This is a genomic window from Caballeronia sp. S22, assembly GCF_964261745.1.
GTDB classification, from domain to species: Bacteria; Pseudomonadota; Gammaproteobacteria; order Burkholderiales; family Burkholderiaceae; genus Caballeronia; species Caballeronia jiangsuensis.
Window position 1 is genome coordinate 408,804 of record NZ_OZ180035.1, and the last position, 15,095, is coordinate 423,898.

13 protein-coding genes are annotated in these 15,095 nt (G+C 62.3%); 8 read left to right on the forward strand and 5 right to left on the reverse strand.

Annotated features, from left to right (window positions below; translation table 11 throughout):
- The first annotated feature begins 21 nt into the window (after positions 1-21).
- Together cutA and dsbD are read left to right on the forward strand one after the other, a co-directional pair.
- Positions 22-354: a divalent-cation tolerance protein CutA gene (cutA, locus tag ACEN42_RS01985; protein WP_238217242.1), complete on the forward strand. Its 333-nt coding sequence runs from the start codon at positions 22-24 to the stop codon at positions 352-354.
- Positions 347-2,179, forward strand: a complete 1,833-nt coding sequence (gene dsbD, locus ACEN42_RS01990) for a protein-disulfide reductase DsbD (protein WP_371880511.1) — start codon at positions 347-349, stop codon at positions 2,177-2,179. Before cutA ends, dsbD begins: the two co-directional genes overlap by 8 nt.
- Positions 2,180-2,234: 55 nt before the next feature.
- Here the strand turns inward: dsbD and hemB are convergent, their stop codons facing one another.
- Together hemB and yihA are read right to left on the reverse strand one after the other, a co-directional pair.
- Positions 2,235-3,233: a porphobilinogen synthase gene (gene hemB / locus ACEN42_RS01995; RefSeq protein WP_035506735.1), complete on the reverse strand. Its 999-nt coding sequence runs from the start codon at positions 3,231-3,233 to the stop codon at positions 2,235-2,237.
- 256 nt (positions 3,234-3,489) lie between these two features.
- A complete protein-coding gene (gene yihA, locus ACEN42_RS02000; RefSeq protein WP_238217236.1) occupies positions 3,490-4,152 on the reverse strand; it encodes a ribosome biogenesis GTP-binding protein YihA/YsxC in 663 nt (220 codons plus the stop codon).
- 302 nt (positions 4,153-4,454) lie between these two features.
- Here yihA and ACEN42_RS02005 point away from each other — a divergent pair, with 302 nt between their 5' ends.
- The 5 genes from ACEN42_RS02005 (at position 4,455) to msrQ (ending at position 10,538) form a co-directional block, all read left to right on the forward strand.
- Positions 4,455-5,129 (forward strand): cytochrome c, encoded by a 675-nt coding sequence (locus ACEN42_RS02005; RefSeq protein WP_238217234.1) that lies wholly within the window; start codon positions 4,455-4,457, stop codon positions 5,127-5,129.
- Between the two features lie 176 nt (positions 5,130-5,305).
- On the forward strand, positions 5,306-7,537 hold the full coding sequence (locus ACEN42_RS02010) for a cytochrome c biogenesis protein ResB (RefSeq protein WP_371880512.1): 2,232 nt from the start codon (positions 5,306-5,308) through the stop codon (positions 7,535-7,537).
- Positions 7,538-7,541: 4 nt separating this feature from the next.
- Positions 7,542-8,744: a c-type cytochrome biogenesis protein CcsB gene (ccsB, locus tag ACEN42_RS02015; protein WP_371880513.1), complete on the forward strand. Its 1,203-nt coding sequence runs from the start codon at positions 7,542-7,544 to the stop codon at positions 8,742-8,744.
- A gap of 147 nt (positions 8,745-8,891) precedes the next feature.
- Positions 8,892-9,884: a protein-methionine-sulfoxide reductase catalytic subunit MsrP gene (gene msrP / locus ACEN42_RS02020; protein ID WP_371880514.1), complete on the forward strand. Its 993-nt coding sequence runs from the start codon at positions 8,892-8,894 to the stop codon at positions 9,882-9,884.
- A gap of 3 nt (positions 9,885-9,887) precedes the next feature.
- Entirely contained in the window at positions 9,888-10,538 is a 651-nt protein-coding gene (gene msrQ / locus ACEN42_RS02025) for a protein-methionine-sulfoxide reductase heme-binding subunit MsrQ (RefSeq protein ID WP_371880515.1), read from the forward strand.
- 47 nt (positions 10,539-10,585) lie between these two features.
- Here the strand turns inward: msrQ and lysA are convergent, their stop codons facing one another.
- Together lysA and ACEN42_RS02035 are read right to left on the reverse strand one after the other, a co-directional pair.
- Positions 10,586-11,848 carry a diaminopimelate decarboxylase gene (lysA, locus tag ACEN42_RS02030; RefSeq protein ID WP_371880516.1) on the reverse strand — a complete coding sequence of 421 codons (1,263 nt, stop codon included), beginning with the start codon at positions 11,846-11,848 and terminating at the stop codon, positions 10,586-10,588.
- A gap of 36 nt (positions 11,849-11,884) precedes the next feature.
- Complete coding sequence (locus ACEN42_RS02035) at positions 11,885-12,193, reverse strand: LPS translocon maturation chaperone LptM (RefSeq protein ID WP_035506721.1); 309 nt, start codon at positions 12,191-12,193, stop codon at positions 11,885-11,887.
- A 35-nt stretch (positions 12,194-12,228) separates the two neighbouring features.
- Between ACEN42_RS02035 and cyaY the strand changes: the two genes are divergently transcribed.
- Complete coding sequence (gene cyaY / locus ACEN42_RS02040) at positions 12,229-12,546, forward strand: iron donor protein CyaY (protein ID WP_187609315.1); 318 nt, start codon at positions 12,229-12,231, stop codon at positions 12,544-12,546.
- Positions 12,547-12,597: 51 nt separating this feature from the next.
- Here cyaY and ACEN42_RS02045 read toward each other — a convergent pair whose 3' ends face one another.
- Complete coding sequence (locus tag ACEN42_RS02045) at positions 12,598-15,006, reverse strand: penicillin-binding protein 1A (RefSeq protein WP_187609314.1); 2,409 nt, start codon at positions 15,004-15,006, stop codon at positions 12,598-12,600.
- Positions 15,007-15,095 lie beyond the last annotated feature (89 nt).

Consider the following 15,095-nt stretch of genomic DNA (forward strand, 5'->3'; position numbering starts at 1 on the left):
CCGTTTTTCCGGAGTATCTGCGTGAATGTCCCCGTCGTTTTGATGCTTTCCACGCTGCCTGACGCCGCCGCGGCCGATGCGCTCGCGCAAGCGGCGCTGGACGCGCGGCTCGCCGCCTGCGTGACAAGCCTCGGTGCGGTGACCTCGCAGTACCACTGGAAGAGCGTGCTGGAGTCGTCGCAGGAAGTGCAATTGTTGTTCAAGACGAGCATCGCGCGCAGCGAAGAATTGCAGCGCTTCGTCGAGGCTCGACATCCGTACGAGACACCCGAAATCCTCGTCTGGCAGGTGAATGCATCGCCGGGCTATGGTCAATGGGTCAACGCAGAAACGCAGCGTCCTCTTCATGTGTGAGTTTTCCCGTCTTTTCTCGCGGCGATTCTTCGGCGCGTTCCTGTTTCTCGCAGCGTTGGCACTGCTGTCGGGCGCCGCGCGCGCAGCCGACGATTTCCTCGATCCCGATGTCGCATTCAAATTCAGCGCGTCGGAAAAGCCCGGCGAAGTGGACGTGCGCTACAAGATCGCCGACGGCTACTACATGTACCGTGAGCGCTTCGCATTCGCGGTGAAGAGCGGCGATGCGACCATCGGCGCCGCGCAACTGCCGGCGGGCAAAGTCCACTTCGATCAGACGTTCAACAAGGACGTCGAAACCTATCGCGGCGAGCTGCACATCCGCATTCCCGTCACGCAGGCGAAGGGGCCATTCGAGCTCGCGGTGACGTCGCAGGGATGCGCGGATCAGGGCATCTGCTATCCGCCGATGGAGAAGACCTACCGCGTGAAGGGCGACGCGCTGCAAGCGGCGGGCGCCGCGTCGACTACCGTCAGGCCGGACGCCGGGAGTTCATGGTTCGAGCGCGCGACCAGCGCCGACTACGCGCAGTCCATGCTCGAAGGCGGTGGCTTCTTCGCGGTCGTCGGCATGTATTTTCTTGCCGGCATGGTGCTGAGCCTTTTGCCGTGTTCGTATCCGATGATCCCGATATTGTCCGCGATCATAGTCGGCGAGGGTTCGCGCGTGACGCGTTCGCGCGGATTCGCGTTGTCGGTTTCGTATGTGATCGGCATGGCGCTCGTTTATACGGTCCTCGGTATCGTTGCTGCGCTGATCGGACAGAGCCTCGGCGCGTGGCTGCAGAACCCGTGGGTGCTCGGAGCGTTTGGTCTGCTGCTCGCGGCGTTCGCCGTCGCGCTGATTTCGGGCGTCGACATCAAGTTGCCTGAACGCTGGCAAAGCGGGGTGAACGAGGCTTCGCAGAAGCGCAGTGGGGGCAAGTTCGCTGCGGTCGCGGTGATGGGCGCGTTATCCGCGCTCGTCGTCGGTGCGTGCATGACGGCGCCGCTGTTCGCGGTGCTCGCGTTCATCGCGCATACCGGCAACGCCGTGCTCGGCGGCGCGGCGCTCTTCGCGATGGGAATCGGACTTGGCGTGCCGCTTTTGATCATCGGCCTGGGCGCGGGATCGATCCTGCCTCGCGCCGGCGCGTGGATGGACGGCGTGAAGGTGTTTTTCGGCGTGGTCCTGCTCGCGGCCGCGCTGTGGATCGTGTGGCCGGTTATCGGTGGCGTCGCGCAGATGCTGTTCGCCGCGTTATGGCTGTTGATCGCGGCAGCATCGCTCGGATTGTTCTCGTCGGGCGCATCGCCGGCTGTCGGGGTCTGGAAGCGACTCGGACGCGGTCTCGCCGCGGCGTTCGCTATCTGGGCGGCGACATTGCTCGTCGGCCTGGCTGCGGGTTCCACGGATCCGCTACGCCCGCTCGCGGTGCTTGCTTCCCGAGGCGCGTCGTCGTCGACTGCGAATGCGCAAGCGGAAGGACCGACGTTCGCGCCAGTGCGTTCGTCGGCGGAACTGGACTCGGCGGTGAAAGCCGCCGCGCGTCCTGCGATGCTCGACTTCTACGCCGATTGGTGCGTGTCCTGCAAGGAGATGGAGAAGCTGACTTTCTCCGACGCCCGCGTACAGGCGCGACTCGCGCAACTGAATCTTCTGCGCGCAGACGTGACCGCCAACAACGCCGACGATCAGGCGCTGCTCAAGCGCTTCAAGCTTTTCGGGCCGCCGGGCATCATCTTCTTCGATGCGCAAGGCAACGAAGTCGCGCGCGTGGTCGGGTACGAATCGGCCGATACTTTCCTGAAGAGCCTCGACCGGGTCGGGCCGTCGAACGGATAAAAAAGAAAGGGCGATGCATCGAGCATCGCCCTCTTCACATCGCCAGCAGGAAGCGTTACTTCGACGCCCGCAGAATGCGCGCCGCATCCAGCGCAAAGTACGTCAGCACGCCGTCCGCGCCCGCACGCTTGAACGCGAGCAGCGCTTCCATCATCACCTTGTCGTGATCGATCCAGCCGTTTTGCGAGGCGGCCTTGATCATCGCGTACTCGCCGCTGACTTGATACGCGTACGTCGGGAAGCGGAATTCGTCCTTCACGCGGCGCACGATGTCCAGATACGGCATGCCGGGCTTGACCATCACCATGTCCGCGCCTTCCTCGATGTCCATGCGCACTTCGCGCATCGCTTCATCGGAGTTGGCCGGGTCCATCTGGTAAGTCATCTTGTTGCTCTTGCCGAGATTCGCGGCCGAGCCGACTGCATCGCGGAACGGACCGTAGAACGCCGACGCGTACTTCGCCGCATACGCCATGATGCGCGTGTGAATGTGGCTCTCGCTTTCGAGCATCTCGCGGATCGCGCCGATGCGGCCGTCCATCATGTCCGACGGCGCGACGATATCCACGCCCGCTTCGGCCTGCACGCGCGCCTGCTCGACGAGGATCTCGCTCGTTTCGTCGTTCTTCACGTAGCCTTCCTCGTCGAGCACGCCATCCTGGCCGTGGCTCGTGTACGGATCGAGCGCGACGTCGGTCAGCACGCCGAGCATCGGGAAGTTCTTTTTCAGCTCGCGCACGGCGCGCGGAATAAGACCTTCGGGGTTCGTGGCTTCGCGGCCATCGGGCGTCTTGAGCGACGGCTCGATCGCCGGAAACAGCGACAGCACCGGCACGCCCAGTTCCACGCACTGTTCGGCGACTTTCATCAACAGATCGACGGACGTGCGCTCGACGCCGGGCATCGACGGCACCGCTTGCCGCACATTCGCGCCTTCGACGATGAACACCGGATAAATGAGGTCGTTGGTCGTGAGGAGGTTTTCGCGCATCAGACGGCGCGAGAAGTCATCGCGGCGCATCCGGCGCGGGCGATGGTGGGGATAGAAGCTCATGTCTTGACTCGAATTTGGAGTGGTCTTCGGGGCGGTCGAAAACGGCTTCAGAAATGCGTAAATCCTTGCCGAACAAGCACTTGGACGCGTCTGAAACCGTTTTGAGACAATGGTATATCATACCGATCGAGCGAGGCGCTTGCCGCCGGACTCCCCGCTTCTCCTCCCTGAGCGGGTGCCTGTCGATGTTCGATTAGGCTGTTAACCCGCCGTCATGCGGCGGGTTTTTTTCATGCCGGCGCGTGCGCGCGATGGCTCACTCGGCTGCGTCTTCTGACGCGTTCTCGCCGGCTTCCCCGGGCATCAGCCAGCTTTCGATCTGCTCGTGCGCTTCTTCCAGCCCCGTGCGCTTGAGTGCGGAGAAGAGCTGCACGGTGAGCTCGCCGCGATAGCCTGCATCCTTGTATTCAGCCAGCGATTTCTTCGTCGCGCGCAGGGCGTTGGTCATTTCCTGTCGCGTCAATTTGTCGCATTTCGTGAGCAGCGTGTGAATCGGCTTTCCGGTCGGCGCGAACCAGTCGATCATGATGCGATCGAGGTCCGTCAGCGGGCGGCGCGAATCCATCATCAGGATCATGCCGCGCAGTTGCGCGCGACTTTGGAGATAAGTCGACAGCAGACGCTGCCAGTGTTCCTTCGCCGCTCCCGGCACTTCGGCGTAGCCATAACCCGGAAGATCGACGAGATAGCCGGTCGGCGCGGCTTCCGGCCCGACCGAGAAATAGTTGATATGCTGCGTGCGTCCCGGCGTCTTGCTGGCGAACGCGAGCCGCTTCTGGTTGCACAGAATATTGATGGCCGTCGATTTTCCCGCGTTCGAGCGTCCCCCGAACGCGATTTCGGGCTGCGGCGTGGGCGGCAGATCGCGGAGATGATTGACGGTCGTGAAGAAGCGGGATTGGTGAAGCAGAAATGACATGGCGGGCCCAATCGAAAGAGCTGCGAAAACTTCAAGCCTTGAGAACCCGGCAAATACTGGGCATGCCCCGACTGGCGTCTTTGCGTGTAGCGGGTTATTGTACAATACGACGGATTTTTAAAGACCAGCACGGGCACGCAAGACCCAAGCCGCAGGCGGCACCCACAGAGGAGCGAGACAGTTTTCGGGGCACTTTTTGAGCCTCTTCGTTCAGTGAGTTCGGGTATCTTGCGGCGATAATCGGTCGCCGTCGTTTTTTGCAGAACCTCACATTCTCACAAGACGAAAAACAGGGTACGCGAATGAACCGACTGTACAGGTCTCTGGTGGTGATTCGGGCAGCGGCGGCTTTCGGTGCGGGTTTGAGTGGTCTAGCAGTATCGATGTCAGTGAACGCGGCGGAGCCCGCGCAAGCGGCGAAGCCGGATGTGGCGCGCGGCCAGGCCATCGCGACGCAGGTGTGTGCGGCGTGTCATGCAGCGGACGGCAACAGCGCCGGCGCCGCGTTTCCGAAGCTCGCTGGCCAGCACGCCGAATACATCGTCAAGCAATTGAAGGATTACAAGACGCAGCCGGACGCGAAGGCGCCAGCGCGCAACAATCCGATCATGGCGGGCATTGCGGGCGCGCTGTCGGATCAGGACATGGTGAACGTCGCGGCGTACTTCGCGTCGCAGAAGGCCAAGCCCAACTTCGCGCGCGACAAGAACGACGTCACGCTGGGTCAGAAGATCTACCGCGGCGGCATCGCGGACAAGGGCGTACCGGCGTGCGCCGCTTGCCACGGCGCGACCGGCATGGGTATCCCGGTGCAATATCCGCGGCTGTCATGGCAGTGGGGCGATTACACGGTGGCGCAGTTGAACGCCTTCGCATCGGGACAACGCGCCAACAGCGAGCCGATGCACCAGATTTCCTCGCGCCTGAACGAAGCGGAGATGAAGGCGGTTGCCGACTACATCGCCGGGTTGCATTAAGCGTAAAGCAGTCAGCGTCCAGCGGTTCCCGGCGGCACACGCCGGAGTCGCCCATACTACGAAGCCGGTCCCGGGCAGATCCGAGAAGACCGGCGCGAGAACAAGAAAAGGGTGGGACGTCGGTCGATGAGACCGCCAGCGTCTCCACCCTTTTTTGCTGTCCAGTCGGAGTTTGAATGAGCGTCACCACATCGGGTTTGCAGTCGAAGTCGAGCCGTCGGGCCATCAGGCATTTCGTCGAACTCGTCAGTTCGATGCGCTTCGCCATCGCGTTGCTGGTCATTCTGGCGATCGCGAGCATCATCGGTACGGTGCTCACACAAGAAGACCCGTACCCCAACTACGTGAATCAGTTCGGTCCGTTCTGGGCCGACATCTTCCGTGGCGTGAGTCTCTACAACGTGTACAGCGCGTGGTGGTTCATGCTCATCCTGATCTTCCTCGTGATCTCGGTCTCATTGTGCGTCGTGCGCAACAGCCCGAAGATGATCGCGGACCTCAAGAGCTGGAAGGATCGCGTGCATGAAGGCGGCCTGCGCGCGTTCCATCACAAGGGCGAGTTCGCGGTATCGACGAATCGCGCGCAGACAGCCGCGACGCTCGAGCGGCTCGCCGCGAAGATGGGCTACCGCTTCAAGACGCGCGAGACCGACAACGGCGCGACGCTCATCACCGCCAAGCGCGGCGCGATGACGAAGATCGGCTATATCTCGGCGCACGTCGCGATCGTCGTGATCTGCATCGGCGGTCTGCTCGACAGCAATCTGCCCATCAAGCTGCAGATGTGGATGTTCAACAAGACGCCGATCAACAGCAACGCCGTCATCAACGACATTCCGCCCGAGCATCGCCTTTCGACGTCGAACCCGACGTTCCGCGGCTATGCGTGGGTGCCGGAAGGGCAGAACGTCGGCACGGCGATCCTGAATCAGCAGGACGGCTCGATCATCCAGGATCTGCCGTTTTCCATTCAGTTGAACAAGTTCATCGTCGATTACTACTCGACCGGCATGCCGAAGCTCTTCGCGAGCGACATCGTCGTGATCGATCACAAGACGGGCAAGCGCATTCCGGCGCGCGTCGAAGTGAACAAGCCGTTCACGTACGACGGCATCTCGATCTATCAGTCGAGTTTTCAGGACGGCGGCTCGAAGCTCGAAATGACCGCATGGCCGATGACCGGCGGCAGCGCGAAGACCTCGCCTTTCAACGGTACGATCGGCGGCACGTCGCCGATCGGCAGGCAGTTCACCGGCGCGCAAGGTGAAACCGTCGAATTCACGGATTTCCGCGCGATCAACGTCGAGAACATGACCGACGGCAGCGGTACGCCGGACGCGCGCGGCGTCGGCAAGACCGAAACGCTGCGCGACGCGTTCGACGAGCGTCTCGGCTCCGGCGCGAAAACCTCGAAGCCGACGGATCTGCGCAATATCGGCCCATCGGTGCAATACAAGGTGCGCGGCACGGACGGCCAGGCGCGCGAGTACAGCAACTACATGCTGCCGGTCGACGTGAGCGGCCAGCGCATGTTCCTCGCGGGCATGCGCGTGAGCCCGAACGATCCGTTCCGCTACCTGCGCATTCCCGCGGACGAACAGGGCACGATGAAACAGTGGATGGACTTGCGCGCCGCGCTCGCCACGCCCGCGACGCGCGCCGAAGCCGCGCACCGGTTTGCGCTGCGTTCGGTTCCGCAGGAAAACGGCGAGTTGCAGAAGCATCTGGAAGAAAGCGCGGTTCGCGTGCTGAATCTCTTCGCGGGCGTCGACGAAACGGGCAAGGCGACGACGAATCCGCAGATGATTGGCGGTTTCCAGAGCATCGCGACGTTCATCGACCGTTCGGTGCCGAAGGGCGAGCAGGAAAAAGCGGCGGGCCTCCTGATGCGCATGCTCGAAGGCGCGATGTGGGACGTATGGCAGATTTCCCGAGAGCAAAACGGCCAGCCCGACGCTAAAGTGGATGAAAAGAACTCCGCGTTCGTTCAGTCATCCATCAACGCGCTTTCCGATAGCTTTCTGTACGGTTCGCCCGTCTTTCTGCAACTGGACAACTTCAAGCAGGTGCAAGCTTCGGTATTCCAGCTGACGCGCGCGCCGGGTAAAAATCTGGTGTATCTTGGCAGCCTTCTGCTGGTCGTCGGGATTTTCTCGATGTTCTACGTCCGCGAACGCCGGCTCTGGTTCTGGCTCAAAGATGCAGGGCAGGGCGGCGCGAGCGTGCTGATGGCGATGTCCACGGCGCGCCGGACGTTCGATTTCGAGAAGGAGTTCGTCCGCACGCGCGCGCAGATCGCGGCGGCGCTCGACGCGAAGCCGACAGAACCGGCTGATCCGTCCCCGGCATCCAGTGCGCCCCAGCACTCGCAATCCGAGACCCCGAGCTCGGAAGTTTCGACACGGTAAGATCATGGACCTCACACAGACTTCCTCCCACGCCTCCGCCAAGACGGAACGACCGGCACCCGGCCTCCCCGATGTCGCCGTGTTCGACGATCGTCCGTTCCTGCGCCGGCTGACGCTGATCGACTGGCTCTTCGCCTTCGCGATGGTCGCAGGCGCGGGTTTCGCGCTGAACCGCTATCACGCGTACATGGACGTGTACGACACGGCGGTGCTGGTCGGCGCAGTGCCTACCTTCGTCGTGCTCGGCTGGCGCTGGAAACCGGTGCGTCTGCTGATCGCGATGATCGCAGTGCTCGCGCTGTTTTCGATTCAGCTTTATCAGCACGACCTCGCCCGCGCCGACACCAATTTCTTCCTCAAGTACTTCCTGTCGAGTCAATCGGCGATCCTGTGGATGAGCGCGCTCTTCATCCTCGCGACGCTCTTTTACTGGATCGGACTCGTGACACGCTCGCAGACCGGCGGCGCGATCGGTTCGCGCATGACGTGGGTCGCGGTGCTGATGGGCTTTACCGGCCTGATGGTGCGCTGGTACGAGTCGTACATGATCGGCTCGGACGTCGGCCATATTCCGATCTCGAATCTGTATGAAGTGTTCGTGCTGTTCTGCCTGATCACGGCGCTGTTCTACCTCTACTACGAGCAGCATTACTCGACGCGGCAGATGGGCGCGTTCGTGCTGCTCGTGATCAGCGCGGCCGTCGGCTTCCTGATGTGGTACTCGATCGCCCGCGACGCGCAGCAGATTCAGCCGCTCGTGCCCGCGCTGCAAAGCTGGTGGATGAAGATCCACGTGCCGGCGAACTTCATCGGCTACGGCAGCTTCGCGCTCTCGGCGATGGTCTCCGTCGCGTATCTCGCGAAACAGCGCGGTTTCATGGCGGACCGCCTGCCGTCGCTCGAAGTCCTCGACGACGTGATGTACAAGTCGATCGCCGTCGGCTTCGCGTTCTTCACCATCGCGACGATTCTCGGCGCGCTGTGGGCCGCGGAAGCGTGGGGCGGCTACTGGAGCTGGGACCCGAAGGAAACGTGGGCGCTGATCGTGTGGCTGAACTACGCGGCGTGGCTGCACATGCGCCTCATGAAGGGCCTGCGCGGCGCGGCGGCGGCGTGGTGGGCGCTGACCGGCCTGATCGTCACGACGTTCGCCTTCCTCGGCGTGAACATGTTCCTGTCGGGCTTGCATAGTTACGGCAAGCTCTGATCGGTTGTTTCGACTTAAAAAAACCGCCACGCATCACGCTGGCGGTTTTTTTTCGTTTCGCGGTGGAATACTGGCGTCGGGACTACTGTTTTCCCCTTATGAGCATTCAGCGGCGACATCCCGAGCGTCGCAATGGAAGGAACGCAAATGTGGATCAAACGAAATCGTCATCTTTATGGCGATGACATCGCGGGTCATGAGATCACGCCGCGCGACGTGTTCGAAAATCGCCGGCGCGCGCTGCGCTCGATCGGCGCGTTCGCCGCGACAGGACTCGCCGGCGCAAGCAGCCTAGCCCACGCGACGCTCACGTCGCCGGATGCCAAAGGCCAGAAGCTCGCGTCGGCGAAGACCAATCCGAAGTTCGTCGCGCTGGACAAGCCGACGTCGTTCAAGGACATCACGTCCTATAACAACTTCTACGAATTCGGCACCGACAAGGGCGATCCCGTCGAGCACGCGGGCACGCTGCGTCCGCGTCCGTGGAAGGTGTCTGTCGAAGGCGCGATCAAGAACCCGAAGGTCTACGACATCGACGATATCCTGAAGCTCGCGCCGCTCGAAGAACGCGTGTACCGGCTGCGCTGCGTCGAAGGCTGGTCGATGGTGATTCCGTGGATCGGCGTGTCGTTGTCCGAACTCATCAAGCGGGCCGAGCCGACGGGCAGTGCGAAGTACGTGCAGTTCATCACGCTCGCCGATCCGTCGCAGATGCCGGGACTCTCGACGCCGATTCTCGAATGGCCGTATTCCGAAGGCCTGCGCATGGACGAGGCGATGAATCCGCTCACGCTCCTGACCGTCGGCTTGTACGGGCAGGTGCTGCCGAACCAGAACGGCGCGCCCGTGCGCGTGGTGGTGCCGTGGAAGTACGGCTTCAAGAGCGCGAAGTCGCTCGTGAAGATCCGCTTTGTCGAGAAAGAGCCGCCGACGAGCTGGAATCTCTACGCGCCGAGCGAATACGGCTTCTTTTCGAACGTGAATCCGAACGTCGATCATCCGCGCTGGAGTCAGGCGACGGAGCGGCGCATCGGCGAGGACGGCTTCTTTTCGCCGAAGCGCAAGACGCTCATGTTCAACGGCTACGGCGATCAGGTCGCGTCGTTGTATCAGGGCATGGATCTCAAGAAGAACTTCTGAACGATGCCGACCGCTTCCGATATCAAAGGCGCGCGGGCGAGCGCGGGCGTTCGCTGGGTCGTTCCCGCGAAGGTCGTCGTGTTCATCGCGATGCTGTTTCCGCTCGCGCGTCTCGTGCTGCTCGGCGTAACGGGCGGCCTGGGCGCGAATCCGATCGAATTCATCACGCGATCGACCGGTCTCTGGACGCTCGTCTATCTGTGCATCACGCTCGCGATCACGCCGGTGCGCCGCATGACCGGCATCACGGCGCTCGCGCGCTTTCGCCGGATGATCGGCCTGTACGCGTTCTTCTTCGCCGTGCTGCATTTCACGACGTATATCTGGTTCGATAAATGGTTCGATGTCGCCGCGATGCTGAAGGACATCGGCAAGCGGCCGTTCATCACGGTGGGCTTCGCGGCGTTCGTGCTGCTGATTCCGCTCGCGGTCACATCGCCGAAAGTCATGGTCAGAAAACTCGGCCGCCGCTGGCAGACCTTGCATCGGGCGATCTATCTGATCGCCGCGCTCGCGATCCTGCATTTCTGGTGGATGAAGGCGGGCAAGCACGATTTCGAACTGCCTAAGATCTACGGCTCGATCGTGATCGTTCTGCTCGGCTGGCGCGTGATCGCGTGGCTTCGAACGCGAGCGACACGGCGGCGCGCATAAAAAAAGCGATGCCTCGGCATCGCTTTTTTCGTTGAAGCGCGTGAGCTTCAGTTCGGAAGAATCGATTCCCCGGCGAACAGTTGCTTCACTTCTTCACGTTCGCGCACGAGACGCGCGCGTTCGCCATCGACCATGATTTCGGCTGCGCGCGGACGCGTGTTGTAGTTCGAGCTCATAACGAAGCCGTACGCGCCGGCGGAGCAGATCGCGAGCAGGTCGCCCGGTTCGATGGCCAGTTCACGGTCCCGCCCGAGCCAGTCGCCGCTTTCGCAGACCGGGCCGACGACATCGTACTTGTGCGCCTGCGCGTCGCGCTTCACGACCGGCACGATGCGATGAAACGCCTCGTACATCGCGGGACGCGCGAGATCGTTCATGGCGGCGTCGACGATGGCGAAGTTCTTTTCCTCGCCCGGCTTCAGAAACTCGACGCGCGTCAACAGCAGGCCGGCATTGCCGACGAGCGAACGTCCCGGCTCGAAATACACTTCGCGCTGACCGTGGCCGCGCTTCTCGATGTGATCGAGCACCGTCTTCACGAACTCGCCGATATCGGGCGGCGTTTCGTCGTCGTACGTGATGCCGAGACCGCCGCCGACATTGACGTGATGAATGTGCATGCCGTCCGCTTCGATCTGCTCGACGAGTTCGAGCAGTTTGTCGACGGCATCGAGATACGGGCTGATCTCGGTGATCTGCGAACCGATGTGACAGTCGATGCCGACGACATCGAGGTTCGACATCGCATGCGCTTGCGCGTAGGTCGCGCGCGCATCGCTGAACGCGACGCCGAACTTGTTCGACTTGAGGCCCGTGGAGATGTACGGATGCGTCTTCGCATCGACGTCGGGATTCACGCGCAACGAAACCGGCGCTTTCTTGCCGAGCGATGCGGCGACTTCGTTCAACGCGTGCAGCTCGGGAATGGACTCGACGTTGAAGCCCTTCACGCCCGCTTCGAGCGCCTCGCGCATTTCCGCCGCCGATTTGCCGACGCCTGAAAACACCGTGTTCTCTGCCTTGCCGCCCGCCGCGAGCACCCGCGCGAGCTCGCCCGACGACACGATATCGAAGCCCGAACCCATGCGCGCGAACACGTTGAGCACGGCGAGATTGCTGTTGGCCTTCACCGCGACGTGGACCGTCGCGTGACGGCCCGCGCATGCATCGGCGTAGGCGCGATAGGCGCGTGTTATCGCATCGCGCGAATAGACGTAGAGGGGCGTGCCGAACTGCTCCGCGAGCGACGCGGCTGAAACGCCTTCGGCGTGCAGCACGCCGTCGACGTAGTGGAATGCGGAATCACTCATGCGTGGAATCGAAAATGCGCCGTGAAGGCTTGGGGATCAATAAGCGGACGACGCGGCTTTCGGCGCCGATGCGGCGTTGGGGCTGGTCTTCAGATCCGTCTCGGGCGAGAGCGACAGCGGCTGACCCGATGTATCCGGAATGCTGCCCGCACGCGATGCGGTTTCGCTGCCCGGAGTGACATTCGAAGGCGGCGTATTCTGGAGATCGTTTGGACGTTGCGGTAGCGGGGGCACCTTCGGCAGATAGAGCGAACCGCGTTGCCCGCAACCGCCCAGCGTGATCGTTGCCGCGGCGCCGATGCTCAAAGCCGCTACAATCGCGCTCATCCTGAAAACGACTCGCATGACCGTCCCTAAACGTTGAATCGATGGAGTTTAGCATGACAGACCAGGAATACCTGACGCTGGCGGAGGCCGCGCTGACCGCCATCGAACGCTCGGTGGATCAAGCCGAAGCCGATATCGAATTCGAGCGCAGCGGCAATGTTTTGACGCTGGAGTTCGAGAATCGCACGAAGGTGATCGTGAACCTGCAGCCGCCGAAACATGAGATCTGGCTCGCGGCGAAGGCGGGCGGTTTTCACTACAAGTACGTCGACGGCGCCTGGCGCGACACGCGCGACAACAGCGAATTCTTTGCCACGCTGAGCAAGTATTCGAGCGAACAGGCCGGCGAGCCGGTCAAATTCAAGGCGTAAAAAAAGCGAGCGGACCGCGTGGCCCGCTCGCTTCGAATGTCGCAGGCAGGACTACTGCCCCTTGAACAGATTCATGATGTCCTGCTTCTCCTGTTCGCCGACTTCGGGCGCTGGCGCCGTCACACCGGACACCCCTTCCTGCGGTGGCGCCTGACTCACGCCGATGGTCGCGACGAAGCCGTGCCCCGGCGTCATGTCGTCGTAGTACAGCTCGTTGCCGAGCGGCGTGATATCGGGCGGCATCATCGGCTTGTACTCGGGCACGCCCTTCAGCGCGCGGCTCATGTAATCCATCCATACCGGCAACGCGAGGCCGCCGCCGGTTTCCTTGTCGCCGAGGGTGCGCGGATTGTCATAGCCGATCCACGCGATCGCGACGAGCGTGCGCTGATAACCGGCGAACCACGCGTCGCGCGAATCGTTCGTCGTGCCCGTCTTGCCGGCGAGATCGCCGCGTTTCAGCTGATTCGTTTTCGAGCCCGTGCCGTGCTGCGCGACGCTCTGCAAAAGGCTGTTCATCACGAACGCGTTGCGCGGCGTGATCGCGAGCGGCGCGCTTTGCTGTGCGACGAGCGGCTGCGGATGCGACACGACGCGGCCGTAAGGGTCGGTGATATCGGCGATCAGATACGGATTCACGCGATAACCACCGTTCGCGAAGACCGCGTATCCCGCCGCCATTTGCAGCGGCGTGACGAGGCCCGCGCCGAGCGCCATCGGCAGATAGGCGGGATGGCGGTCCGCATCGAAACCGAAGCGCGTGATGTACTGCTGCGCGTACTTCGTCCCGATATGACTCAGGATGCGAATCGACACCATGTTCTTCGAGCGCTGCAGCGCGGAGCGCATCGACATCGGGCCGTCGAAGCCGCCGCCGTAGTTCTTCGGCTCCCACGCCTGGCCGCCGGTCTCGGCGGCGCTGAAGAAGAGCGGGCCATCGTTGATGATCGTCGCGGGCGAAAGACCTTTCTCGAGCGACGCCGAATAGATGAACGGCTTGAAGCTCGAACCCGGCTGACGCCATGCCTGCGTGACGTGATTGAACTTGTTCTTGTTGAAGTCGAAGCCGCCGACGAGCGCGCGGATCGCACCGTCCTGAGGCACCATCGAGACGAACGCGCCTTCGACTTGCGGCAGTTGCGTGATGATCCAGTTGCCGTCGTCGTTCTTCATGAGACGCACGATCGCGCCCGGGCGGATGCGCGAATTCGGCTGTGCGCGCGAGCTCAGCGCGAACTGGACGAAGCGCAGATCGTTGCCGGTGATGGTCGCCGTGTTGCCGTCGATGAAGCTCGCCTTCACTTCCTTCGGACTCGCCGACGTCACCACCGCCGCGACGATCTCGCCGTTGTCGGGATGCTCGGCGAGCGCGTCGTCGATGGCCTGCTCGCGGTCATCGGCATCCTTCGGCAAATCGATATAGCCTTCCGGCCCGCGATAGCCATGCCGATGCTCGTAGTCCATCAAGCCGTTGCGCAACGCGCGGTAGGCGGTGTCCTGATCGGCGGAATCGATCGTCGTCACGACGTTCAGACCGCGCGTGTACGCTTCCTCGCGGTATTGCGCGTACATCATCTGGCGCACCATTTCCGCGACGTACTCGGCGTGCACGCTGAATTCGCGGCCTTGTCCCTTCACGACGAGCGGCTGATTCACGGCCTGGTCGTAGTCCGCCTGGGTGATGAAATTCAGCTCGCGCATGCGTTGCAGGATGTACTCCTGCCGCACTTTCGCGCGCTTCGGATTGACGACCGGGTTATATGCAGACGGCGCTTTCGGAAGGCCCGCGAGCATCGCGGCCTCGGCGAGCGTGACGTCTTTCAGATCCTTGCCGAAGTAGACCCGCGCGGCGCTCGCGAAACCGTACGCGCGCTGCCCGAGATAGATCTGATTCATATAGACCTCGAGAATCTGATCCTTCGTCAGCGCTCGCTCGATCTTGTACGCGAGCAGCATTTCGTAAATCTTGCGCGTGTAGGTCTTCTCGCTCGACAGGAAAAAGTTGCGCGCGACCTGCATCGTGATAGTGCTCGCGCCTTGCGACGCATGGCCGTTGGTCAGCGCAACCGAGCCCGCCCGCAGAATGCCGGTGAGATCGACGCCGCCGTGATCGTAGAAGCGCGAGTCCTCGATGGCGAGCACGGCTTTTTTCAGATGATCGGGCACGTCCTGAATGCGCACGACGCTCCGGCGCTCTTCGCCGAATTCGCCGATCAGAACGTGATCCGCCGTATAGATGCGCAGCGGCACCTTCGGCTTGTAGTCGGTGAGCGCTTCGAGCGAAGGCAGATTCGGCATCGCGACGACCAGCGCATAGCCGAGCACGAGACCCGCGCAGACGACGAGCGCGAACACACTGACGAAAAATCCGAGCATGAGCCGCGCCCACCATGGGCGCTTGGCTTTTTTGGGCCTCTCGGGCGGCGTGGACGGCGGGTTAGACGAGGAAGAGGATTGCATTGGCACCACCAAAAACGGTCACGCGATTATAGCTGTCCGGTTTTGCGACTTTTCCGAAGCCTTTCGGCGCGCCGTTCGCGCGTTCTGGC